23 protein-coding genes are annotated in these 22,191 nt (G+C 53.3%); 9 read left to right on the plus strand and 14 right to left on the minus strand.

Features of this window, described 5'->3' with window-relative positions; translation table 11 throughout:
• Positions 1 to 11: 11 nt before the first annotated feature.
• The 4 genes from sdhA to amrB form a co-directional block, all read right to left on the minus strand.
• Entirely contained in the window at positions 12 to 1,742 is a 1,731-nt protein-coding gene (sdhA, locus tag AC52PS_RS05570; protein ID WP_495562053.1) for a succinate dehydrogenase flavoprotein subunit, read from the minus strand.
• A 438-nt stretch (positions 1,743 to 2,180) separates the two neighbouring features.
• Positions 2,181 to 3,236 (minus strand): radical SAM protein, encoded by a 1,056-nt coding sequence (locus tag AC52PS_RS05575; RefSeq protein ID WP_495562054.1) that lies wholly within the window; start codon positions 3,234 to 3,236, stop codon positions 2,181 to 2,183.
• On the minus strand, positions 3,233 to 3,877 hold the full coding sequence (gene amrA / locus AC52PS_RS05580; protein WP_495562055.1) for an AmmeMemoRadiSam system protein A: 645 nt from the start codon (positions 3,875 to 3,877) through the stop codon (positions 3,233 to 3,235). Before amrA ends, AC52PS_RS05575 begins: the two co-directional genes overlap by 4 nt.
• Complete coding sequence (gene amrB / locus AC52PS_RS05585; RefSeq protein ID WP_495562056.1) at positions 3,867 to 4,937, minus strand: AmmeMemoRadiSam system protein B; 1,071 nt, start codon at positions 4,935 to 4,937, stop codon at positions 3,867 to 3,869. Before amrB ends, amrA begins: the two co-directional genes overlap by 11 nt.
• Before the next feature lie 124 nt (positions 4,938 to 5,061).
• Here amrB and AC52PS_RS05590 point away from each other — a divergent pair, with 124 nt between their 5' ends.
• Genes AC52PS_RS05590 through AC52PS_RS05600 form a run of 3 tightly spaced genes read left to right on the plus strand, consistent with a single transcriptional unit; the run spans position 5,062 to position 7,254 of the window.
• Entirely contained in the window at positions 5,062 to 5,358 is a 297-nt protein-coding gene (locus AC52PS_RS05590; protein ID WP_495562057.1) for a hypothetical protein, read from the plus strand.
• Positions 5,358 to 5,843, plus strand: a complete 486-nt coding sequence (locus tag AC52PS_RS05595) for a flavodoxin domain-containing protein (RefSeq protein WP_495562058.1) — start codon at positions 5,358 to 5,360, stop codon at positions 5,841 to 5,843. Before AC52PS_RS05590 ends, AC52PS_RS05595 begins: the two co-directional genes overlap by 1 nt.
• A gap of 22 nt (positions 5,844 to 5,865) precedes the next feature.
• Positions 5,866 to 7,254 (plus strand): MATE family efflux transporter, encoded by a 1,389-nt coding sequence (locus AC52PS_RS05600; protein ID WP_495562059.1) that lies wholly within the window; start codon positions 5,866 to 5,868, stop codon positions 7,252 to 7,254.
• Here AC52PS_RS05600 and AC52PS_RS05605 read toward each other — a convergent pair.
• Positions 7,181 to 8,344, minus strand: a complete 1,164-nt coding sequence (locus AC52PS_RS05605) for a DNA-methyltransferase (RefSeq protein WP_495562060.1) — start codon at positions 8,342 to 8,344, stop codon at positions 7,181 to 7,183. The genes AC52PS_RS05600 and AC52PS_RS05605 overlap by 74 nt on opposite strands.
• A gap of 352 nt (positions 8,345 to 8,696) precedes the next feature.
• Here AC52PS_RS05605 and AC52PS_RS05610 point away from each other — a divergent pair, with 352 nt between their 5' ends.
• A complete protein-coding gene (locus AC52PS_RS05610) occupies positions 8,697 to 9,536 on the plus strand; it encodes a hypothetical protein (protein ID WP_495562061.1) in 840 nt (279 codons plus the stop codon).
• Here the strand turns inward: AC52PS_RS05610 and AC52PS_RS05615 are convergent.
• Positions 9,506 to 10,048 (minus strand): gamma carbonic anhydrase family protein, encoded by a 543-nt coding sequence (locus AC52PS_RS05615; protein WP_495562062.1) that lies wholly within the window; start codon positions 10,046 to 10,048, stop codon positions 9,506 to 9,508. The two genes, AC52PS_RS05610 and AC52PS_RS05615, sit on opposite strands and share 31 nt — an antisense overlap.
• A gap of 94 nt (positions 10,049 to 10,142) precedes the next feature.
• Between AC52PS_RS05615 and AC52PS_RS05620 the strand changes: the two genes are divergently transcribed.
• A complete protein-coding gene (locus AC52PS_RS05620) occupies positions 10,143 to 10,628 on the plus strand; it encodes a hypothetical protein (protein WP_495562063.1) in 486 nt (161 codons plus the stop codon).
• 78 nt (positions 10,629 to 10,706) lie between these two features.
• Here the strand turns inward: AC52PS_RS05620 and AC52PS_RS05625 are convergent, their stop codons facing one another.
• Both AC52PS_RS05625 and AC52PS_RS05630 read right to left on the minus strand, forming a co-directional pair.
• Positions 10,707 to 11,504: an N-acetyltransferase gene (locus AC52PS_RS05625; protein WP_495562064.1), complete on the minus strand. Its 798-nt coding sequence runs from the start codon at positions 11,502 to 11,504 to the stop codon at positions 10,707 to 10,709.
• 15 nt (positions 11,505 to 11,519) lie between these two features.
• A complete protein-coding gene (locus tag AC52PS_RS05630; protein ID WP_495562065.1) occupies positions 11,520 to 12,494 on the minus strand; it encodes an AraC family transcriptional regulator in 975 nt (324 codons plus the stop codon).
• A gap of 161 nt (positions 12,495 to 12,655) precedes the next feature.
• Between AC52PS_RS05630 and AC52PS_RS05635 the strand changes: the two genes are divergently transcribed.
• The gene (locus AC52PS_RS05635) at positions 12,656 to 13,639 is read left to right on the plus strand and encodes a beta-ketoacyl-ACP synthase III (RefSeq protein WP_495562066.1); all 984 of its coding nucleotides are present in this window, start codon (positions 12,656 to 12,658) and stop codon (positions 13,637 to 13,639) included.
• A gap of 151 nt (positions 13,640 to 13,790) precedes the next feature.
• Here AC52PS_RS05635 and AC52PS_RS05640 read toward each other — a convergent pair whose 3' ends face one another.
• The 5 genes from AC52PS_RS05640 to AC52PS_RS05660 form a co-directional block, all read right to left on the minus strand.
• On the minus strand, positions 13,791 to 14,312 hold the full coding sequence (locus tag AC52PS_RS05640) for a gamma carbonic anhydrase family protein (protein WP_495562067.1): 522 nt from the start codon (positions 14,310 to 14,312) through the stop codon (positions 13,791 to 13,793).
• Positions 14,313 to 14,430: 118 nt separating this feature from the next.
• Positions 14,431 to 15,330, minus strand: a complete 900-nt coding sequence (locus AC52PS_RS05645) for a tetratricopeptide repeat protein (protein WP_495562068.1) — start codon at positions 15,328 to 15,330, stop codon at positions 14,431 to 14,433.
• A gap of 111 nt (positions 15,331 to 15,441) precedes the next feature.
• Positions 15,442 to 16,149, minus strand: a complete 708-nt coding sequence (locus tag AC52PS_RS05650) for a Pr6Pr family membrane protein (RefSeq protein WP_495562069.1) — start codon at positions 16,147 to 16,149, stop codon at positions 15,442 to 15,444.
• Positions 16,150 to 16,215: 66 nt separating this feature from the next.
• Positions 16,216 to 17,895, minus strand: a complete 1,680-nt coding sequence (locus tag AC52PS_RS05655) for an L-lactate permease (RefSeq protein WP_495562070.1) — start codon at positions 17,893 to 17,895, stop codon at positions 16,216 to 16,218.
• Positions 17,896 to 17,946: 51 nt separating this feature from the next.
• Positions 17,947 to 18,957 carry a 2-hydroxyacid dehydrogenase gene (locus tag AC52PS_RS05660; RefSeq protein WP_495562071.1) on the minus strand — a complete coding sequence of 337 codons (1,011 nt, stop codon included), beginning with the start codon at positions 18,955 to 18,957 and terminating at the stop codon, positions 17,947 to 17,949.
• Between the two features lie 354 nt (positions 18,958 to 19,311).
• Here AC52PS_RS05660 and fabF point away from each other — a divergent pair, with 354 nt between their 5' ends.
• The 3 genes from fabF (at position 19,312) to AC52PS_RS05675 (ending at position 21,208) form a co-directional block, all read left to right on the plus strand.
• Entirely contained in the window at positions 19,312 to 20,571 is a 1,260-nt protein-coding gene (gene fabF / locus AC52PS_RS05665) for a beta-ketoacyl-ACP synthase II (protein ID WP_495562072.1), read from the plus strand.
• Between the two features lie 117 nt (positions 20,572 to 20,688).
• Positions 20,689 to 20,916 carry a hypothetical protein gene (locus tag AC52PS_RS05670; RefSeq protein WP_495562073.1) on the plus strand — a complete coding sequence of 76 codons (228 nt, stop codon included), beginning with the start codon at positions 20,689 to 20,691 and terminating at the stop codon, positions 20,914 to 20,916.
• On the plus strand, positions 20,897 to 21,208 hold the full coding sequence (locus AC52PS_RS05675; protein WP_495562074.1) for a YbjQ family protein: 312 nt from the start codon (positions 20,897 to 20,899) through the stop codon (positions 21,206 to 21,208). Before AC52PS_RS05670 ends, AC52PS_RS05675 begins: the two co-directional genes overlap by 20 nt.
• Before the next feature lie 213 nt (positions 21,209 to 21,421).
• Here AC52PS_RS05675 and AC52PS_RS05680 read toward each other — a convergent pair whose 3' ends face one another.
• Entirely contained in the window at positions 21,422 to 22,180 is a 759-nt protein-coding gene (locus AC52PS_RS05680; RefSeq protein ID WP_495562075.1) for a 5'-methylthioadenosine/adenosylhomocysteine nucleosidase, read from the minus strand.
• Between the last annotated feature and the right edge of the window lie 11 nt (positions 22,181 to 22,191).

Consider the following 22,191-nt stretch of genomic DNA (forward strand, 5'->3'; position numbering starts at 1 on the left):
TTTCTCTATTCCTAGTATTTCCGGGGCTTGGGTTCCCAGATGCTGGTATCCACTTCCTTGTAATCGATCTTCACCCTGTCGCCCTCAATCCCCGCCAGGGTATGTTTCAGCCACTGCTTGTCATCCCGGTCGGGAAAATCTTTCCGGCTGTGTGCCCCCCGGCTCTCTCTTCGGTTCAAGGCGCTTTCGGCCGTTATGAGGCTGATATCCAACAGATTTTCCAGCTCAAGGATGCCGAGAATGTCCGAGTTGAACTCAGCGGCAGGATCTTCCACCCGGAGTTCATGGCAGCGGTCCCTCAGGGACTGCACATCCTTCACCGCCTGAGCCATTTCATCTTCTGTGCGGTACACCCCGACGTTTTTCATCATGCTTTCCTGCATATCGGTGAAAATCGGACCCGGGTGGGCACCCTTCTTGCCGTCTTTCAGGCGGGCGAGTTTTTCCCGGAAGGCATCGCCGGCACCCGAAGGCAGAGCTGGCATATCGGCGCCTTTCACATACTCCGCGATGTGCTGTCCGGCGCGCCGTCCAAACACCACCAGGTCAACCAGACTGTTGGTTCCCAGCCGGTTAGCTCCATGAACGCTCACACAGGCGGCCTCTCCGGCGGCGTACAGCCCCTCATAGAGCTGGGAGCCGGTGGTAACCTGCCCGTGTACGTTGGTGGGGATTCCCCCCATGGCATAGTGTGCTGTGGGTTGAACCGGCATGGGTTTCTCCGCCGGATCCACATCCAGATAGGTTCGGCAGAAATCGGCAATATCCGGGATTCGCTCTTCCACTACTTCCCGACCAAGGTGGGTGGCATCCAGATAGACATAATCATCAATGCCCCGGTCGCCCCGGATTCCCTTGCCTTCGGCAATTTCGGTCATAATGGCCCGACTGACCATGTCTCTGGGAGCCAAATCCAGCAGGGTTGGAGCGTATTTCTCCATGAAACGTTCGCCCTTGGAATTACGAAGGATTCCTCCTTCCCCCCGAACACCCTCAGTTATGAGAATTCCCATCTTATAAATTCCGGTGGGATGAAACTGGAAAAACTCCATGTCCATGAGAGGAATTCCCGCACGGGCTACCAGGGCAGGTCCGTCACCGGTATTAGCCAGGGCATTGGAAGTGGTCTTGAACATCCGGCCGAAGCCGCCTGTGGCGAACATTACCGCTTTGGATCGGAAAATATGGATTTCTCCGGTTTTCAGTTCAAGGGCTACAATCCCCGCCACTTTGTTTCCGTCCATAATCAGTTCCACGGCTTGAAACTCATCGAAAAACGACACATCATTCTTAATACACTGCTGATACAGGGTCTGAAGAATCATGTGACCTGTTCTGTCCGCCGCGTAACAGGACCGGCGAACCGCAGCCTCTCCGAAATTTCTGGTGTGACCGCCGAAGCGCCGCTGACCAATCTTTCCTTCGGGTGTTCTGGAAAACGGAAGCCCCTTGTTTTCCAGATCGTACACCGCATGCACGGCTTCTTCGGCAAGAATCATGGCGGCTTTCTGGTCCACCAGATAATCTCCCCCTTTGACCGTGTCGAAGGCGTGCCACTCGGGTTTGTCTTCTTCATAGTTCCCCAGGGCCGCACCGATACCGCCCTGGGCGGCACCAGTATGACTTCTGGATGGATAGAGCTTGGAAATCACCGCTGTTTTGGAAGACTTGCTTGCTTCCAGCGCAGCATACAACCCCGATCCGCCGGCACCAATAATTACCGCATCAAATTCATGTATCAAGACGTACTCCTTACCAATATCACCCGCCCGGAGTCCGACCGGCCCGCGGCGGGCTGGGATGTCCTACTATTCAGCATACGACTTCTGCCCGGCGACGGCCAGAAAAAAACTCAAAAGACGCCGAAACACGCCATATATGCACCCGGGAACATAATTGAACCGTCGTTCATTTCAGTCCGTTTTCCGTGTTAAACACCGAGTGTTTTTGTCAGATATTTCTACTATAGGACGACATTGTGAATCTGGCAAACAGAAAAGTGTAAGAATTTATAAATATCAGCGTATCGATAAAAAACCGTTGATTCTTGAACACCGTTCGTGAATTTTCGCTGAATCGGGAGGTTCCGCCGGCCCTTCTTCGGGTTTCCAACGGCAATTTTTCAAAACCGGCGTCAACCGGCCTGGTGTTCCACGGATCCGTCAGGCTGCCCATTTTCCTCATCGGTGAATACCGTAGAGGGTAGTGCCGCAGTCCGGGCAAACGGCCGAATCTCTACCGCCTCCCCCCCTAATCCCGACACGGGACCGGACGGAGTATCCCCGGCGGCTGATCAGCTCCCCACCGCAGCCGGAGCAGAGCGTATCGACGTATCCCGCCACCCGGGCATTTCCCAGATAGATATGGGGAATCACGCCCCGCTGCCGGAATTCATCTATTATATCCGTTACAAATTCAGGAGCGGTGGGGGGGATATGGTTCATTTTATAGGCGGGATGAAACAGACTGAGATGCCACACCTTGACTCCCGCATCTTCCAGCTGCTTTCCGAGCTCTGCGATCTGATGCCTGCTATGAAGTTCCTGAACCACCAGGGTTGTAACCTCCAGAACATGGTCGGGGGAACGGGCGATTCTCCGAATATTCTCCAACACGGGCTTCAGCGTGCCTCTGCAGTATTGGGAATAGAATTCCCCGGGTCCTTTCAGGTCGATATTGAAGGCGGTGATCTGATCCATAAGTCTGCCACAGGCTTGGGGGGAGTAAAACCCGTTACTCACCAGAATGCAGCTGCCTCCCCGGCCATTCACCTTCCTGGAGACGGCGAACATGGAATCCTGCCATACAGCGGGTTCTGAGTAGGTGAACGCAACAGGTATTTCCCCGGCATCCTCCCAGAGGGAAGTGATTTCTTCGGGACTGTAGGCCCGGTACTGGCCGGAATGCCGGTACTCCCTGTGCACCAGCTGATAATTCTGACAGAAACTGCAGCGGAAATTGCAGCCGAAGGCCCCCAGAGAGAGACAGAGGCTTCCCGGGTAAAAATGGTATAGGGGCTTTTTTTCAACAGCTTCGCTTCTGGGCGGGAGAAACTCCATGGGGTAACGGCTGAAAACTTCCCCGCCCCGGCGGATTCGTACGCCGCATCGGCCTTCCTCCCCGTCGGCAAGCCTGCATTGGAAGGCACAGAAATCACAGGCAATTTTCTCTTCATGTGCGCCAGTACCACGGATCTCCGGGCCTTGATCCGAATCTTGAAGCTGCTCCCGGGTCATGATGGTGCCCCCGGGGAGATATCAGGATCGGATTCTGACATATGAATGGAATAGAACAGCTGGAAATTCATCCGGGGATCCTGCCAGGCATCCGAAGGCAGTCCAGCTTTCAGACACAGGCGTTGAAGGGTATGCTCGGCATTCCAGCCCTGTTCAAGGGCAACCTCCGGCAGAAACACCGCAGAACGGCCGGAAAGTGAGATGATAATGCCGTGTTCACCCACCCGAAACTCTTCCGGCCCCGTTGCAGCCTTCGGAGGACTGAGAAGGGAAAGGGAAATTTCGCATTCAGGGAGTTCACTCGGCTGAAGCGGGGAAAAACGGCGGTCATGGAACGCCGTATTCCGGCTCACCGCCGCCAGGCTGCGCTCCAGGGGTTGGTCGCTAACAATCCGACCGATGCAGCCCCGCAGCTCGCCGGAAATTTTCAGGGTAACGAATACACCGCATTCAAGCGGAAGAAACGGCCGGAGAACCCGCTTTTCCTGGGGAGAGAACCCCCATGGCCGGGCGTGAACAGCCCCCTCCCGATCATCGGCGTACAGATCATGGCGGAGCACCCGGCGGATGTATGCCAGCAGAAGAAGCTTCTGCCGGGTATCCGGCGAGGGAAGACCAGCCGCAGATTTTTCAGGACTCATACCACACCCCGCTGCAGTAGGAGACGGAGTTCTCACTACCGTCGTAAAACGGCTCCAGAGCATCTTCATCCCTCAGATTAAATATTGGATTATGCGCTCCGTCTTCCCCGGACAGCTGAGCATCCTGTTCTTCCCCGGACAGCTGAGCATCCAGGGCCGAAAGGGTCGCCGAACTGTAATAGGCACAGAGTTTTCCCCCCAGGCCACGGATTTGGGCGAAGCGCGCGAAAGCGAGAATTCCTGCAATACCGCAGATGCTGGGAGGTTGATCGGCCAGCATCTGCTCCAGAGCATCCTCCCACCTCCCTTCTGCGGCCGCAGCGGCAACGGAAAGGTCCCTGCCCCTGAGTCCGCGGCGGGTTTCCCGGTTCCCCAGTCGTCCAAGGGGAGTATGGGAAAAGCGGGGACCGTAGTGGCTGAAATCGCTGCTGATAAATACACGGATTCGTCGCCCTTGGGCCTCCACCTCTCTGATTCGCTCATCCAGCTGACGCCCCAGCTCCAGAACCTGATTTCGGGCAGTTTCCCGGTCATTCAATGCAAGACGGGGGGTGAGAAGGGGTTCAATGGGTGCCGAAGCAAGCCCCCCCTCCCCTGTGGAATGGGCTCCCGGAAGCTTGCCGCTCAATACTGCGGCGATTCCCGGAAGCAGCAGCTCCACGGCATGTTCATCTGCCAATGCCCTGGGAGCAAGGGGATAGCGCACAATACCCGCAGGATTCCGGGGCAGCTCGACGTTCACGTTTCCGTAGGGGGTTTCCAGCGCAGAAATATCTGCGGTGAAAAACTCCTCACCCTGTAGCAGCTGATAATGACTGGGAGCAATAAGAATTATGTGGGTGTTCTCCAACCTGAATTGCTGAAGTGCCGAAAGCTGAGCGGCGGCAGAGTAAACGAGACCCGCATGGGGGAGCACGGCTCCAACCGCCGTGCCGCCCAACGCCGCCGGTTCACGCTCAAGCCGGGAGGATATCTGGGCCTTCTGCCAAATTCGATTCAGAGATCGGGTATCCGCCGGGTACCAGCGCCCGGCAAATTTCATAACACGAATTCCTCTCATACTTTCAGTCTAATCCTCACAAGGCCATGGCACAAGTTACAAAAATACAATATATTGAACAGTGACACCCCCAATTCCCGCCAGGGAAGCCGGGTGTCCAACCAGAACCATCCCAGGAGTTCATATGGATATGAGTATTTTCGAAATTATCATGCTGGTGTGTTTCGGCATGGCGTGGCCTTTTTCCATCTACCGGTCGTGGAAGTCCCGGCAAATAGCCGGAAAAAGCGTGGTTTTTCTCTTCGCCCTGCTCATCGGCTATATTTCCGGTATCTTTCACAAGATTTTTTATTCCTTTGATCCGGTAATCTTTTTCTATGCCCTTAACGGTACAATGGTACTTATCGATATCTCGTTGTATTTCAGAAATAAATACCTGTATATTAAGGAAACAGGCGCAGCTAAGGAGACGGGGGAATAATGGTACTCATAGTATTTTCAAGTCGCGGCGGAGCGACCAAAGAGATTGCATTAAGAATTCAGGATGAATTGCGAAGCTCGGGAATTAAAGCGGATCTGGAAGATGTGAAAAACAAACCTGACATTTCTCCCTACTCCACCGTTATTCTGGGTGCGGGAATTCGAGCCGGTTCCATATCCGGTGCAATGAAACGCTATTGGCAGAGAAATGAGGACAAACTCACCGAGAAAGCATTGCTTCTCTATGTCTCTTCTATGGCAACCGGAGAAAAGGGCAAGGAATATGCGGACAGCAACTTCAGTCCCCGCCTCCTGGCCCATTCACGCTTCGCAGGAACCTGCGGAGGACGAATTCGTCTGGAAAATTTGAGCGGTTTTTCCCGCTTTATTTTAAAGAAGGTTGCCAATATCACCGAGAACCAGGAAAGCCTGGACAACGGTAGCATAGAAACCATCATTCAAACCGCACGAAGTGCGGAAAGCTGACAGCCAAAGATAGGCAGGCACATTGTCCCAGGAAAGCTTTCTCAAACCGGGAACCGGTATAGACAGCAGTGAAAAGCGTGATGTATACCATCAGCTGCTGCTCATCGCCGGCCCCATCATGCTCACGAATTTCCTCCAGACCCTTTACAACCTTACGGATACCTATTTCCTGGGGCAGCTTGGAAGAAATGAAGTAAGCTCCCCGGCCACCAGCTTCAACATTATATTTCTGCTCATCCTCTTCAGCGGCGGCTTCAGTCATGCGGGAAGAACCCTCATCAGCCAGGCAAAGGGAAGAGGGGATCCGGAACGCAGCGATTTCTACCTGGGACAGATTACCGGCATGATGCTTCTTGGCGGTCTGATTATCACCCCCCTAATACAGCTCGCCATTCCATCAATACTGCGGCTGATTGCAGTGCCCGAAGTGATCTACGCGCCCACCCTGGGCTACCTGAGGGTGGTGCTTGCAGGGCTGCCCTTCATGTTTCTCACCTTCGCCCTTCAGGCGGCGTTTCAGGGCATGGGGGACAGCATGACGCCCTTTATTATCAATATGATATCCGTGGCCGTGAACATTCTTCTGGATTGGCTTTTGATATTCGGAATCGGGCCCTTCCCGGCCATGGCGGTTGCGGGGGCAGCCTGGGCCACCTTTATTGCACGGGCGTTGAACGCCCTCATCGCCCTGGCCGTACTTCTAATCCGGGACAGCGGTCTGCAGCTCAAGCCGGTCAATCTCCGTCCCGATGCAAAGGCGTACAAACTGATCGTTCAGATTGGACTGCCGGCCAGCCTGGGCCAAAGTGCCGCAGCTCTGGGTTTCACGGTGCTCCAGGGCATTATTAACAGTTTCGGAACTGCGGTGATCGCCGCATTCAATGTGGGGAGCAGGATTATCAATCTCTTTATGATGCCCGCCATGGGACTGAGCCAGGCTACATCGGTTCTCGTTGGGCAGAAACTGGGGGCCCGCCGGCGGGATCTGGCGTTCCTTGCTCTCCGTCAGGCAAGTCTCACCAGTCTGGTGTTTATCGGTATATCCATGACCATCACCTTCTTCTTCGGCAATTCGGTTACCGGATTTTTTGTGCCCGATCCCGAAGTAGTCAGGTGGGGGGCAATTCTATTCAGACTGGTGAGTCCGTCTGTGGTGTTTTTCGCCCTGTTCACCGTGTTCAACGGAGCATTTCAGGGAAGCGGAGACACCAGACCGGTTGCAGTACTGAACACCATGCGGCTGTGGGGAATCCGCCTTCCCGTGGCATTTGTTTTGGTGACAGTGCTTGGCTGGGGGCCCGAAGGAATTTGGGTCGGGATGATTCTCTCGAACCTGCTTACCGCTGTATCCGCCCTGATTCTTCTGCTGAAGAGGCCGTGGTACGCGAAACTTGATCCTGATGATATTTAGCCGACGGTGAGTCTTCGTACCGGGCCCGGAAGGTGAAGCGCGGTTCGCCTCCGCTGCTTTGAACCGCAAACAGCTCCTCCAGAATCTGGAGTTTCAGCTTACGCTCCTGTGCGGTCATTACCGGAAATCCGTAGTGAATATTTTCATATTTCAGCTCTTTTCCTGATGTTTGTCTGTTGCGCACAAACTGGAGATGATCCTGAAGCCGCTGATACTGCAGCCCCATGAGGTAATCCCGGGAATTGGTAAAATCATCTTCCATGCTGTTAAGAATTCTCCCGTCCACCTCAAATCCCACCGAGTTGCGGCCGCTGGCGGCGGCGGCCAGACTGCTGGTGCCGGTGCCCAGAAATGGATCCAGCACCGTATCGTTTTGTGCACTGAACATCTGAATAAGCCGGAAAGGGATCTCCATGGGAAAGGCTGCACTCCGGGTACGCATAAACAGCTTGTCGCTCCGGAATTCGGGGATGCTCAGGTGCTGCCGGGCCCCCCGAATCTCCCAGAGATCTGAGAACCACAGGTTCCGTTCCTCCCAAAAGTAGGCGGAACGGCGCCTCAGCTCCTTTTCATCTTCGCCGGTGAAGCGGCGGTTTCCGCCCTTCCTGGCAAGAATGATATGCTCATGCTCCAGAGTCACGTACGCGCCTCCGGGCAGCATACCGCTGCCCATGAATTTATTGGGTGCGTTGGTGGGCTTCCGCCAGATGATCTGGGGAAGAATATGAAACCCCAGTCTCCTGAGGGCATGGATAATGCGGCTCTGGTTGTGAAAAAGCCGGAAATGCGCTCCCAGTTTACGCGTCGCATCTCCGACATTTATCGCAATCATCCCGCCGGGGATCAGAACCCGGAAGCATTCCTCCCAGACTGAGTCGAGCATCATGTGCATGCGCTCAAATGCCTCCGGTCCCTTATCGCCGGCAAGTACCGACCCCAGTTCGGGGTCAAAACCGCTGAACTGTTCATCCCACATCTGAATCATGGGATACGGAGGCGAGGTCACCACCAGATTCACCGATCCGTCTTCCAACTGCCCCATGCGTCCCGAGGATGCGTGGAAAACTCTATGTTCTGTTGCCTCAATCATTGTGTATCCTGATGCCCGCCCTGCAGGAAGGCTGCCCCGCTCTCTCCAACTTCTGGTAGTATACGACTACCTTCACAGTATGTCTAGTCCTGAAAAAAAAGTCTAGCGATTTTTCTCCGTTTTTCAGATATGCTTCCCAATGCGCCCCAAAGAGTGTTGAAATACTCTTTACGCAGATATCGGGGCGGATGGTATCCGCAGTGGCCTGAAATTGCGAAGCAGCGGAAAACAGCTGTGGGGCCTGCCCGCCGCCCCGTTTTCCAAACATGCGGAGCAAATTTAGAAAATACAGAGTGGCCCCCGGGGTCAAAACCTTACCGTGGGAGCTCGCCGCCATACACGAGGAAATGAAATGTCACAGAAAACCGTATTACTGAAAAACAGAATGGAGCAGCTTGCTGAGTCCCTGCAGAGAAACGAGAATGTTTTGGGACTGTTGGGGCTGGGCTCTGTGGGCCGGGGAATTGACAGACTGGACGATTATTCCGACCTCGATTTTTTTCTCATAGTCAAAGAAGGAAGCAAGGCAGACTTTCTCAGAGATACCCGCTGGCTCGGTCTGGATCAGGCCCGGGTGAGTTGGATATTTCAAAATACGCCGGACGGATTCAAATTGTTTTATGAAGACGGAGTGTATGCTGAAAATGCCGTGTTCACATCAGATGAACTGAAAGCTGCGGATTACGCCCCCGGCCGCTGGTGGTTCCGCAGAGAGGAGTTGGATGAGAGCCTGGAGCAGCCGGCCGGAGCTTCACAAAACGGGACCGGGAATGACGTAAATCCGGAGGAAGATCCTTCCCCGGAGACAGTACAGAGAGACAGTGTCTGGCTCATGGGTGAAATTCTGACCTGCATCTATGTGGGAATGTGCCGATTTCAACGGGGGGAGAAGCTTTCGGCCTGGAGATTCATCAGCGGCCATGCATACTCCATGTTTCTGGAGCTTTTGGAAATGACCGCCGGCCGGCGGAAAACCGCCTATGATCCTGCGAGGGGCATCCGTGATCCCTACTCCATTGAACGGCGCATGGAATTCAGACAGCCGGAAATTGAGGACTGCAGTTCATCCATTCTCCTGGGATACGACCGCATACCCGAATCCGCCGCAAATTTCCTGGATATCCTTGAGGATCAGTTTGAAATTCCCCGGGTACCCGCCGATCAGATCCGTGGGCTATCCAGGCTTTTCTGAGCATAGGCAAAGTAGCGATCGGCGCTGGCCGGCAAATCCTCTATCTCCTCGGGTTTCAGATCCCTCACCACCTTCGCCGGTATTCCCGCAACCAAAGTGCCCGAGGGCACACGGAACCCCGGCTTTACCACCGCTCCCGCGGCAACGAAGGCGTGTTTCTCCACCACCGCATGGTCCAGGACCACTGCGCCGATCCCTATGAGAGAATAATCGTGCACCGTGCATCCATGAAGGGTGACCTGATGCCCAACCGTAACACCATCTCCAATATTAAGGGGAGCGGTATCGTGGGTAACATGGAGCATGCAGTTATCCTGGATATTTGTACGCTTCCCTATGCGAATGTAGTGAACATCTCCCCGGATCACCGTGTTGTACCAGATCCCCGAGTCTCCCCCGATCTCCACATCACCGATAATCCGCACACCGTCTGCAATAAAGACATTTTCCGCAATTTTCGGAATTGTATCGCCATAGCTGTATATGCTGTAATTTTCTGATAAGGTTCTCATATTCCGTGAGTATATGACGTTCTCCAATGAAGGGCAAACTCTACACGGCGTAGTATTACAGTAAGAAACCCATAAGGATATAGAGGAGAAAAAAATGCTGGACATACTGTACATCGCTCTCACGCTATTCGTCTTAATCAGCGGAGGCTATACCCTGACCCGTTTATTGCTCAGGCTGATAAAAGCTCGCCGAACACAGCGGGCTGCTCTGGCAAATAGATTCCACATCAGAATTATCAGCCCTGCAGAACAGGAAGCCTTCCGGACAGTGTACAAAAAGGCAATCCCGAGTCTGAAAGAGCTGAAAGTGTACTCGGTAACCGGCCCCCTGGAGAGCACAGGCTTCAGAAGCCAGGGAAGGGATTATCATTACTTTTTTGCTGGAGGGGTTCGTCTGCATCAGGGCGCCACCTCCTTGGTGATGGATGCCATGAAGCTCTTGGAAACCATGGCCTCCCGGAATCCGAACCAGCCCCTGCCTGCGGACAGCTTTGAAATCGTGTTTCCGGGCAACAACAGGTCTAAACCAGGCTATCTTCTCAAAGCCAATTCGGTTCAGCTGGCCCATTGCATCGGCTGACGAAGCAGAAAATAGGGTTCCTTTGGAATTCCGGCAGGCTCGATACCGGAAACAGCCGGTGAGCCTGCCGCCTGCCAATCAGCTCTTCAGGAATTTATCGATCCGGGAATCCATGCAGGCACTCACATCGGTGGTAATAAATTGCCCGTTATAATAGAGAGAAAACAGCGTAGCCGGGGTACATGCATTTTGTGCCTGCTCCCGGCTTTCTATTTTACTGATATGCAGAGGGATTCCCCGCTTCTCCGCACTCTCTTTCAGAGAACGGTTTACATGATAGTCGGTAAACACACATCGATGTGAATAGAGCACGGCGATCCCCTCCCGTGACGGCGGAATTCCCCGGCGAACCGACTCCCGAAATGCAGGAGCGGCGCTGCCGGCGGGAGCGAAAGCTTCATCGTCCACGGATGCAGGCCCATCCGCAGGTAAAACCAGCAGCTCAAACCCGTCTTCTGTGGAATCGGACACGGTAAATCCCCGGCGTTTCAGCCATGAACCGTCGCTCATGAAGTGGAACTTCTTTTTCCCGGCAATGGCGGCCAGCCCGGCTTTCCCCTGCTTCCGGGCATCCTCAAGCGCCGATTCCAGCAAAGCCTTACCATGCCCGCTCTTTTTAAAGCGGCCGGACACCCAGAAACAGCCCAGCATCATATAACCCGGGGCATCCACCGGCACCCAGGCATGCTCTGCAGGACCGTACTCAATAAAAACTTTCGCCCGCTCATCCAACTTGCGAAATACGTATCCTTCATCAAAACGATCCCCCAGCCACGCCTTCTTCATGCCGTAGCTCTCCCGGCATTTCTTGTCGGATATTCCGCAGCAAATATGCTCGTTCGCCACATTGTCTTTGTCCAGGGTGATGTAACTCATTCGGACCTCCTTATCTTACAGTTTCCGAACAGGAATGCAGATTTCCACCGTTGTGACTCCCCGCTTCCAATCATGGCAGTCTGGATCATAGCTTTCGTACGCATATCCGTCCCGGGGTTCCAGTCTTCGCTTCGGCAGGATATTTCGGTACACGTCGCTCCAGGCCGCTCCGTACTCAAGGTTTCCCAGTTCGTAGCAGGCACGAATGGAGAGACCTTCTCCCAGCCGGATGATATCTATGTCCGGGTCAGCAGCCGCCCCTCCATCAATTTCACAGCCCATGGATACCCTGAGCTGTTGTTCACAGGTGATTCCCAGCGGATTATGGTAGATAACATAGATCCGTTTCTCCGTCAGAGCATTGCCATGAGTATCTCCGGACCCTGCCGAGAGCAGGGGCTCACTGGGACGACTCAAATTCGCATACAAGTCCTTATACAAATCCTGGAAAAACTCCGCATCTGCGGCAAACGCTCCCTGCTTCCGGACATACACTATGCTTCGCGCCGATTCCTCCTTAAGGTCCACCCGAAGGGGCGTTATCGCTCTCTTCCCGTTCATCTTATTGGAAAAATTATAGGACGCTTGGGCCGTGACCGCATGATCAATCTTGCTCATTTCACCGATTTCCTGACCTTGTCGCTTTTTCTGTCTCCAGCGAGAAGGGCTAAGCCCCAGGTGCTTTTTAAACGCCCGCGAGAAGGTCGCAGCATCGTTGAAGCCGCTGCTGTACGCCGCTTCGGTTATAGAAATGCCGCTAGTGAGCAAACGGGCAGCGGCCCCTTCGATTCTCAGCCTGATAATGCAGGCGTAGAGGGATTCCCCGGTTACGGCCTGAAAAATTCTATGAAAATGATAGGTGGAAATTCCGGCAAAGGAGGCAATTTCATGAATGCTCAGATCCCGGTTAACGTGTTGTTCAATAAAATCCAGAGAGCGGTTTACTTTAGAATTGTAGTAGTCGGCGGTTTGCCGCTTTCGGTTTACCACAGGGCATCCAATTGAGAAATACAAATCCCAGAAACCCTAATTATATCGTTGTTTTTTGCTATGGGAAAAGCCCCGCTGCAGTTCCGGGAAAATGCAGGAGGTGACAAATCCACAGCTTTGACCTGTTGTAGCCCAAACCCCTCACACCCTATACTTGGGACATGAATATCGGAATCAGTGAACTCAGCTCATATGTACCGCCCCGGATTCTGAGCAATGAAGAGCTCAGTAAACATGTTGACACCAGCGATGAATGGATTCAATCCCATACGGGTATTAAGGAGCGCCACATCTCCGACGAGGGCACCTTCGCATCGGATCTGGCGATTGTTGCAGGAAATGAAGTGCTTCAGCGTCGATCTCTTGCCCCTTCAGATGTGGACCTGCTGCTGGTTGCCACGTCCTCCCCGGATTACAATCCATTTCCCTCCACCGCCTCTCTGGTGCAGGAGGGACTGGGCTGTGAAAATGCAGGCGCATTTGATCTTCAGGCGGGATGCAGCGGATTTGTGTACGGTCTGGAAACTGCGAAAGGAATGGTGGCCGGAGGCAGCATGAAGCGGATCCTGGTAATCGGCAGCGAAGTGCTGAGCAAGATCACCAACTGGAAGGACAGAAACACCTGTGTGCTTTTCGGGGACGGAGCCGGAGCCGCCCTGGTGGAAGATACCGGTCCTGAAGGACACGTTATCCTGGATTCCTGGCTGAAATCCAAGGGTTCCGACGCCCAGGCACTGAAACGGGAGGGGGGAGGAACCAGGGTTCCTGCGGATCCGCAAGCTCCAGATCCCGAGAAGTTTACCATCAGCATGAACGGAAAGAAGGTGTATTTATTTGCAGTTGATGCCATTGTCCGAACCATTAAAGCGCTGTGCGAACGGCAAGGCATGGCTCCGGAAGATCTGGATTGGATTGTGCCCCATCAGGCAAATGCACGAATTATTGAAGCTGCAGCAGGCAGGCTGAAACTTCCCATAGAAAAGTTTTTTATGAACCTGGACCGCTTTGCCAATACATCGGCGGCATCCATCCCAATTGCGCTGGAAGAGATGAGGGAAAAATCCCTATTGTCTTCGGGACAAATGGTGTTGACAGTGGGGTTCGGCGCGGGGCTGAGCTACGGGGGCAACCTGATCCGCTGGTAGCATGTTGGTAACAATGCCCGCCGCCCGCCAGGGGTACTCAAGCGGCAGGGGCACTCCGAGGTCACTCCAGCGGCAGCGGTACTCGGCCGGCAAGGGCACTCCAACGGCACCCTGCGGAACTCAAGCGGCAGTTACCCGATGGAAGGGCTCACTATCCGATTGCTTCACAGCCTTCCTGATGATCCCGGGCCATGGTCACATACGTCTCGGCGTTTTCCCGTATCTTCACCAGCATCTGATCATCCACCTTTTTCACAGCCTTTGCGGGGCTTCCCACAATAAGGGAACGGGGAGGAAACTGCTTCCCCTCGGTCACCAGTGCGCCGGCGCCCACCACTGAGCCTTCACCGATTTTTGCCCCATTGAGAACGATGGATCCCATGCCGATGAGGCAGTCGTCGCCGATACTGCAGCCGTGGAGAATTGCGCTGTGACCGATGGTGACCCCGCTTCCGATCTCCAGAGGCATCTGGGTATCCACATGAAGGACCGCATTGTCCTGAACATTCGTCCGCTCCCCCACCCGGATGGGGGCCATATCTCCTCGAATGCTCGCCGAATACCACACTCCCGTATCCTTTCCCAGGCTCACATCTCCCACCACCTGGGCATTCCAGGCAATAAACCGACTTTCTTGGGTCTTGGGGCGGACTCCCCGTAAACTCTGTACCATTCCTTCTCCGTTGTTCCTGCTGTGTGTTTGTGTTTTCTTGTTCTTGAATTCTTATTGATTGTACCGGCACCAAACTTTCTCCGCTTCAAACGCTGTGAATTTGACTTTTTAACCGGGATTACTCAAGAGACTGCAATGCCCGTTCCACGTAATCCTGATCTATCTCATTGGGAAAATCTCGCAGCCGCAGAAAATACCGTCGAGCTGATTCCCTGTCACCGAGATTATAATAGACCCGGGCAATATTATTGATCACGATGTAATCGTCCGGCGACAGAGCTTCCGCTTCAAGAAGATAGGGAAGCGCAGTTTTCAATTCGTTTTTCACCAGATGGGATAACGCCATATTATTGTATCCATACGGATGCTCAGGAAATTCCCTCATTTGGATCTCCGCGGTGGAACGTATTGCAGCTATCGCACTGTCTCCTCCGTCATTGAACCAGTGGCCATAGTAATCCTGAATATTGCCGATAAAAAACGCTTTCCCGTCCTGCACCGCCTCATAATCAGACCAAAACCATTCATTGCCAATATTGGAGGAAACTTCTATGGCATGTTGCAGCGCCCGGCTTTCGGCCTCATAATCACCCATATCTTCTAAGGTCTTGATCTTCCCGAAGTGAATGTCCAGACGGTCAGGATACAATTCCAAGGCACGGTTTAAATATGATATTCCCCGCCCGACCATTTCAGGTTCATAATCTGTCCTCTCATACATGTATCCGATAACATCCCCTGTATCAGGATCGCTTATCGCCATGGAGCTGCCGGCCGGTTGATTATCCCGCTTTTCCATCACCATACCGCTTGAGCGCCCGGAGTTCAGGTAATAGTTGAACCAGGCGATGAACATTTCCGGGTCATTGGGATTCCGGGATTCCCAATCACGTAAATGAAGCTCAAGCTCTTCAAAAGACTGGGTATCCAGGAGTTCCAGATATCGGGATTTGTCATCGGCACTAAGGGGTGAGACCAGAAAGAGCAGCACCAAACAGCACAGGCTTACACGTTTCATAGCATATCCTCCCGATCAATTGTACCACCAGGGGAAAGGCGGATTCAATTCAAGATGTCCCGGTTTTGATCAACGCACCGGCACCTTGTGGTATGCGTGGCCTGCAGCTGCTCAGTGGATGTGCAGTTCGGGAACAAGCCTCCGGTTTATAAAAATAATCACCCAGGCAGCAAGCACAAATATCCCCACCACAGAAATGATCTGGACGAGATAAGAGGCCGGTTCTTGCGTAAAGTCCAGAAAAAAGTATCGAAAGGAACCGCTCACCGCACCCTCAACGCTGGCAAACAGGGCATAGCCGATAGGATAGATGAGCCAGAATCCCAGCTGACGCCATTGATGGGAACACCGGGGGCGGTTTACCAGCCAGTCCAGAAAGAACAGAAGGGGTGTAATGCTGTGGTTCAGATGAATCACCAGAAAATCGTAGCCGCTGCTGTTAACCGACGGGGCCAGCATGGTATTGAACACCAGACCGGTTATGAGAATGTAGAGAAGAACCGCTCCATGAATCCCGGAGGGGAGAAAGGAAACGGCCCCGCCTGCCGGTTTTCCTTCACCCGACGATGCTGCAAGTGCTGCTGCCGGCGAGGCACCCCGTAATTCCACAGATGCTTTCCGGCGGCGGTGGAGCAGCAGTGCGGTTTCGGCCAGAAGATACAGCCACACCATAATATTGCTCTGCACGGTGAAATATCCAAACACATCGGCTCCGCCGGAGAACGCCTGTGAAAGGATCAGCCGGGAAAAGGTGCCCAGGGTTGCGGATGCCAGGGCGGCGGCCCTTATAATTATGCCTGCAGATCTCAGTTGTTTCATCATACCTCCCCGCCTGGTTCTATTGATTCAGCTTACTATTCGTTCAGCCTACTATAGCACGGCGGCTTACGCCATGAACACTGACATGAGAGCCGCCACTGCGGCGTACACCAGCAATGCCCGGGCAGTCCGGGTAAGAATGTACCCTTCGCTTCGCTTCAAAGCCAGCACTGAGGATACCGCAACAATGTTGTTAATACACACCATATTGCCCATGGCGCCCCCCACTGACTGGAGAGCAAGAATGGTGGTACGGTTGAGCCCCAGGTTGGAGGCGATGGAGTCCTGTATGGGACCGAAGGTGAGGTTGCTCACCGTGTTGGATCCACTGAAAAAACTGCCCACCGCACCCAGCAAGGCCGAAAAGTAGCGCCATGCATCTCCGGTTGTCCGAGCCAGGGCATCTCCGATGAGGGCCACCGCTGCTGTGTCGCCTCCCATCATCATCAGATTAACAAATACCAGAGCTCCCAGCAGGGCTTTGGTGGGATTGATCATCTGCCGGACACTCTGTGAAAATACTTCGGTGACGGTTTCCTTGCTGCTCCGGTACCAGAGAAAGGTAAGACCCGCAACCAGGGCAAAGGGAATAATGCTGGGAACATACAGGATTTTGTGACTCCAGCTTACCCCGGTCCCGAAAATATTGTTCAGCCCAAGGGTGAGGGACGGACTGATTGAGAACACACCCAGACTTCCAAGTCCGGCGAATGCCGCAGGATCGGTGAGATTCAAAAGCCCCTTGAGTCCAAGCTGGGGAATCCGGGTGACAACAAGAATAAGAATGGTACCCCAGAGAGGAAACGTAGCTTTCAGCAGTGATCCGGATTGCTCAAGCTTTTCCCGGGAAGCTTCTTCAATCGGCGCGGCGTTCTGATACGTTTCCGGTGACTGCGGGAGTTCCTCTCCAGGGCCGGCCTCCTCGGCATGGAGCACATCCAGGAGATGTCCTTCATGTTTATCCAGACCCCATCCCATCTTTGCAAAGACAACCGAAAGCACCAGACCAATTCCGCCCCCCACGAGGGCGGGGAACTCATAGTTGAAAAATGCAACCCCGATGTACGGGAGCACGGTTGCACCCACACTGAGGTAAATAAAGCCGAGATTTTTTCTGATATGCTTCCATTTTACCAGAAAACTCAATGCAATTATCGGAATAATGAGACTGGCCACCCCGTGGATTGCTGCGGATTTCACCCCGATTTCCAGAATTTCTGCGGAGCTTAAATCGATTCCCGCAAACCCGAACCATGTGGGCGTTCCAACCGCCCCGAACGAGACGGAGACCGTATTCATAATCAGGGCCATAATGGCAACCCGCATGGCAGGAAAGCCTAGCCCCACCAGAACCGGAGCAGCCAGCGCGGCGGGGGTGCCGAATCCGCTTGCGCCTTCAATTAAAAACGGAAACGCCCAGCCCACGATCATCAGCTGTCCCACCTTGTTGGGCGTAACGGTGTTCAGCCAGCTGCGAATGGTGTTCATTGCACCGCTGGCTTCCATGGTGCGGAACAAGAAGATTGCACCCCAGATTATGAGGATGGGCGTCCATGCGGTGAGAAGACCGTCAAGAACATTAGCGTGCACCAGATTTGCATCCCGCCTGAACACCACAAGCATCAGGACATAGGTGATCAGTGCCGTAACGGGCAAAGCCTTGTGGCTGGGGGTGTTGTTTTTCTTGGTCATGAGAAATATGAGAAAAACAATGGGAAAAAAACTGAGAATTGTTTGAAGTATCATAAGGGTTCCTGCTTCCATGTATTGTAAGATTTCTGCGAAAGATTAGACGGGTCAGCCGCCGTAGGCCTGTTGGGGAACCACAGAATTCCCGCACTCCCCGGTCTCTTCCAACTCTTTCAGGTTGTTCAGTGTTGTCTGGGCAATATTATCCACTGCTTCCTTGGTAAAAAACGCCTGATGTGCGGTGATCAGTACATTGGGGAAGGTTTGAAGGCGTACAAAGGTATCATCCTGAATCACCTGGTCCGAGAGATCTTCAAAAAACAGATCCCCTTCCTCTTCATATACATCAAGCCCCAGATAACCGATTTGACCGCTTTTCAATCCGCTAATAACGGCGTTTGAGTCGATCAGGGGACCCCGGCTGGTGTTAATCACCGTAACTCCGCTCTTCATGGATTTGATGGCGTATTCATTAATAATGTGATACGTCTCATGGTTGAGAGGACAATGAAGACTGATAATATCCGACTGTTCATACAGCTTCTCCAGGCTGGTGTATTCTATCCCCTCACCTTTGAGTTCTTCATTGGGATATTTATCGTAGGCCAGTATGCGGCAGTTAAAACCCTTCATCATTCTGCAGAAGATCTGTCCGATCTTACCGGTACCTATCACACCGATGGTTTTTCCGTGGATGTCAAAGCCCAGCAAACCGTCAAGGGAAAAATTTCCCTCCCGGATCCGGTTGTACGCCCGGTGATAACGACGGTTGAGCGCCAGGATGAGCCCAAGAGCGTGCTCAGCAATGGCATACGGGCTGTATGCGGGCACCCTCACCACATGAAGTCCTTCCTCATGGGCGGTTTTCAAATCCACGTTGTTGAATCCCGCACAGCGCAGTGCAATAGTTTCCACCCCGAGGTTTTTCAGCTCTTTGATCACCGGAGCATCCAGCACATCATTTACAAAGACACACACCGCATCATGCCCTGATGCAAGACTGACGGTGTTCATATCCAACCGGGCTTCCAAATAGGTAAATTGGAAGCGTCCTGATTCATTCGCCCCGTCAAAGGACTGCAGCACCCAATTTTTGGTGCTGAATACTGCTATCTTCATATATTCTCCTCCCGAGCAGGCAATCCCGCCTCTGGTCAGTAGCTTGCGTGGTAATTTATGATTTGTTGTTCATACCATATTTCCAGTCTCACGACTGCGGGGAAAAATGTCCAGAGTGATCGATGAAATATGATTTATTTAATAAGAATATATAGATATTTATTTATCCAATCAAGCGGAATTCAGCCTTTTCGTGTTTTTTCCACTTTCCCCTTGGCGATGGAAAGATATTCCCCATTTTTCCTGAACGCCATTTGATTAAACACGCTTTTTGATTCATAATAAGCAGATCAAATTGCTTTTGCCGGGTAACACCAGAATTCAGCGGCGAATAAGACAGTGGAGAAATCTGCAATGGAAAAAAAACGAGTAGTAATTACCGGTATGGGTACCATCAATCCCCTGGCTCACAATGTGAAAGATACCTGGGAAAAAATATCCACGGGAACCAGCGGAATTGACAGCATATCTCATTTTGATGCTTCCCAGATCAGTTCCTGGATAGCAGGGGAAGTGAGAGACTTCTCCATTGAGGGGTTGTACAGCGAGAGCTTCAAGAAACAGGCGAAACGGATGGATGAGTTCACCCACTTTGCCATGGCCGCAGCCAATCAGACAGTGAAGGATTCGGGTCTCGATATTTCTGCAGACCCCTTTGGTACTGGTGTGGTGATCGGTTCGGGCATCGGCGGTCTTCCCAGCCAGCAGAGCAATGCCGCCAGCCTGGCTAAACGGGGTCCCCGGGGCGTTGGTCCCATGTATATTCCCGCAACAATCGGAAACATCGCCGCCGGCGTTGTCAGCATGGAATTGGGAATTATGGGGCCCAATATGGCCACCCAAACCGCCTGCGCAACGGCCAACCATGCATTTGCCGTGGGGCTGATGATGATTCAAAGCGGATACTGCAGCTCTGTACTTGCCGGTGGCACCGAGGACTCGGTGGTTGAGATCTCCGTGGCGGGGTTCGCAAGAATGCAGGCCCTCTCCACCAATTTCAACGATACCCCCACCAAAGCCAGCCGCCCCTACGATGTGAACCGAGACGGGTTCGTTGTTTCCGAGGGATCGGGATTGCTGATGCTGGAAGAGCTTGAGCATGCAAAGGCCCGGGGAGCCCATATATATGCCGAACTCGCATCGGTGGGAATGAGCGGAGACGCACACGATATTGTGGTTCCCCACCCCGAAGGAGTTGGTGCTCTGCACTCCATGCAGATGGCAGTGGATCGGGCGGGAGTCAACATAGATGAGATCGACTATATCAACACCCACGGCACTTCGACCCCCCTGGGGGACATAGCCGAAAGCAAGGCAGTGTATAATCTTCTGAAGGGCCGGGAGGAGAACGTCCACGTTGGCTCCACCAAGAGCATGCACGGTCATCTGCTGGGTGCAACCGCAGCCCTTGAAGCCATTCTCTGTATACAGGCCATTAATAATTCCCTGGTTCCAGCGAATATCAATATCGATGAATTCGACCCGAAGGTTGCGCTGAAAGAGGAAACGATCAACACCGAAGCGGTTGAGAAACCGGTTCGGGTCGCCGTTTCCAACAGCTTCGGCTTCGGCGGACACAACTCCACGGTGGTGCTGAAAAAATACGAGGAATAAATTTTTTCCGTAAATTTTTTGGATGTGTGTGAATAAATCCACTCCATGCCGGGTATAGCTAATGAATATCACAACCCGCCGGATCGTAAAATGCAGCCTGGCGGGCGGAGGACAGAGATGAAACGCTATCTGGCAGTAATCGTCATCATGATGATCTTTATTCCCCTGATTCTGGGAATGGGATTCTTTTACTACTGGGTGTTTACCCAGGTGATGCTGCACTGGATTTTCAGACTGCTCATTGTACTGGGAACCCTGGCCGTAGCCGGGGCATTCCTTGCAGTGTCCATACAGCGCTTTAAAGAGATCAAGGAGGAGGATTCGGATGATCTTAGTAAATACTGATTTTGTAAGCGGAAAAAACATCGAGACCATTGAGATGGTGCGGGGCTCAATTATTCAATCCAAAAATATCGGAAGGGATATTATGAGCGGGTTGAAAACCATCGTGGGCGGTGAACTGAAAGGCTATTCCCAGATGATGACAGAAGCCCGGGCCATTGCAACCCGCCGAATGGTTGAACAGGCTGAAGAACTGGGCGCAGACGCCATAGTAAACGTACGCTACGCCACAAGTTCAATCATGTCCGGCGCAGCGGAAATTCTGGTCTGGGGCACAGCGGTGAAATTTGTGTAAAATTCCCGCCTCCACAGATACAGCAACGGCCGAAATGAACGGCTGCACTGCAAAAAGGCTAAACCGCAAAGCTGTCTGGAAAATCCGGACGGCTTTTTTTTGCCCGGTTTGCTCTCTCCACTCAGATCTCCGCCCGGTTTTCTTTCCTCCCAGTCCTGCGCCCCAGATCGCGCCGCCGGTCCCACAACCTTCAATCCCCCAGCTGTGTGAATCTCACAATCGGGAAAGGATATGGATGAGCAGATTCAAACTATTCCTGCTGGCCCGGGGAAGAAACTCCCTGAACTTCACCTCAGCCTTCCCATCCGCCTCATCGGAAATGGTACGGACCAGAAGGAAGGGCACGGAGTTCACCGCTGCACAGAGGGCAGCCGCAGCTCCCTCCATTTCCACCCCGTCTCCCTCCAGCTCATCCCGCATATAGGCATACGCAGGATCATTCCGCCGGGCAATAAACTGGTCCCCGGTAAGAATCCTGCCCGTGTGAACCCTGCCGGCTTCGGGCCGGTACCCCTCTGCGGCATCCAGCAGCCGTAAATCGGAGCGAAGAAAACGGTAGGGGCTGTAGGGGACGGTTCCCCGTTTAATCCCCAGGGAAGTTGCATCCAAATCGTGCTGGATACAGTCTCCGGCAATGAGGGTATCTCCAACATGGAGTTGGGGATTAAGGGCTCCAGCCAGACCGGTGAAGATCAATGCCCGGGGCCTCGGGGCCCGGGTCGAGGGGGGCGTTTCTTCAGCTGATTCCCCGGATGAAATGTAGTCGAAGATGGCCTGGGTGCTCATGGCACACATGACCTTTCCAACACCGCTTTTCCCGAGAAAGACCGGCTGGTCTTCCAGAGTGCCCCGGTACGCCTTGAGCCAGCCGCCGATGGTGATCTCCTCCCTGGAGTTCATTGCATTTCGGATCTCTTGAATTTCGCCGTCCATGGCTCCTAAAAGCACAATGGGAGAATGGCCCGTGTTCATACGCCGCTCTC

The sequence above is a fragment of the Salinispira sp. genome (assembly GCF_059431795.1).

Coding starts and splice junctions, on each gene's coding strand:
- AC52PS_RS05575 (WP_495562054.1), bottom strand. CDS start 3,236: ATGACCCGGGAGCAGCTTCAAGATTCGGATCAAGGCCCGGAGATCCGT.
- amrA (WP_495562055.1), bottom strand. CDS start 3,877: ATGAGTCCTGAAAAATCTGCGGCTGGTCTTCCCTCGCCGGATACCCGG.
- amrB (WP_495562056.1), bottom strand. CDS start 4,937: ATGAGAGGAATTCGTGTTATGAAATTTGCCGGGCGCTGGTACCCGGCG.
- AC52PS_RS05590 (WP_495562057.1), top strand. CDS start 5,062: ATGGATATGAGTATTTTCGAAATTATCATGCTGGTGTGTTTCGGCATG.
- AC52PS_RS05595 (WP_495562058.1), top strand. CDS start 5,358: ATGGTACTCATAGTATTTTCAAGTCGCGGCGGAGCGACCAAAGAGATT.
- AC52PS_RS05605 (WP_495562060.1), bottom strand. CDS start 8,344: ATGATTGAGGCAACAGAACATAGAGTTTTCCACGCATCCTCGGGACGC.
- AC52PS_RS05610 (WP_495562061.1), top strand. CDS start 8,697: ATGTCACAGAAAACCGTATTACTGAAAAACAGAATGGAGCAGCTTGCT.
- AC52PS_RS05615 (WP_495562062.1), bottom strand. CDS start 10,048: ATGAGAACCTTATCAGAAAATTACAGCATATACAGCTATGGCGATACA.
- AC52PS_RS05620 (WP_495562063.1), top strand. CDS start 10,143: ATGCTGGACATACTGTACATCGCTCTCACGCTATTCGTCTTAATCAGC.
- AC52PS_RS05625 (WP_495562064.1), bottom strand. CDS start 11,504: ATGAGTTACATCACCCTGGACAAAGACAATGTGGCGAACGAGCATATT.
- AC52PS_RS05635 (WP_495562066.1), top strand. CDS start 12,656: ATGAATATCGGAATCAGTGAACTCAGCTCATATGTACCGCCCCGGATT.
- AC52PS_RS05640 (WP_495562067.1), bottom strand. CDS start 14,312: ATGGTACAGAGTTTACGGGGAGTCCGCCCCAAGACCCAAGAAAGTCGG.
- AC52PS_RS05645 (WP_495562068.1), bottom strand. CDS start 15,330: ATGAAACGTGTAAGCCTGTGCTGTTTGGTGCTGCTCTTTCTGGTCTCA.
- AC52PS_RS05650 (WP_495562069.1), bottom strand. CDS start 16,149: ATGAAACAACTGAGATCTGCAGGCATAATTATAAGGGCCGCCGCCCTG.
- AC52PS_RS05655 (WP_495562070.1), bottom strand. CDS start 17,895: ATGATACTTCAAACAATTCTCAGTTTTTTTCCCATTGTTTTTCTCATA.
- AC52PS_RS05660 (WP_495562071.1), bottom strand. CDS start 18,957: ATGAAGATAGCAGTATTCAGCACCAAAAATTGGGTGCTGCAGTCCTTT.
- fabF (WP_495562072.1), top strand. CDS start 19,312: ATGGAAAAAAAACGAGTAGTAATTACCGGTATGGGTACCATCAATCCC.
- AC52PS_RS05670 (WP_495562073.1), top strand. CDS start 20,689: ATGAAACGCTATCTGGCAGTAATCGTCATCATGATGATCTTTATTCCC.
- AC52PS_RS05675 (WP_495562074.1), top strand. CDS start 20,897: ATGATCTTAGTAAATACTGATTTTGTAAGCGGAAAAAACATCGAGACC.
- AC52PS_RS05680 (WP_495562075.1), bottom strand. CDS start 22,180: ATGAACACGGGCCATTCTCCCATTGTGCTTTTAGGAGCCATGGACGGC.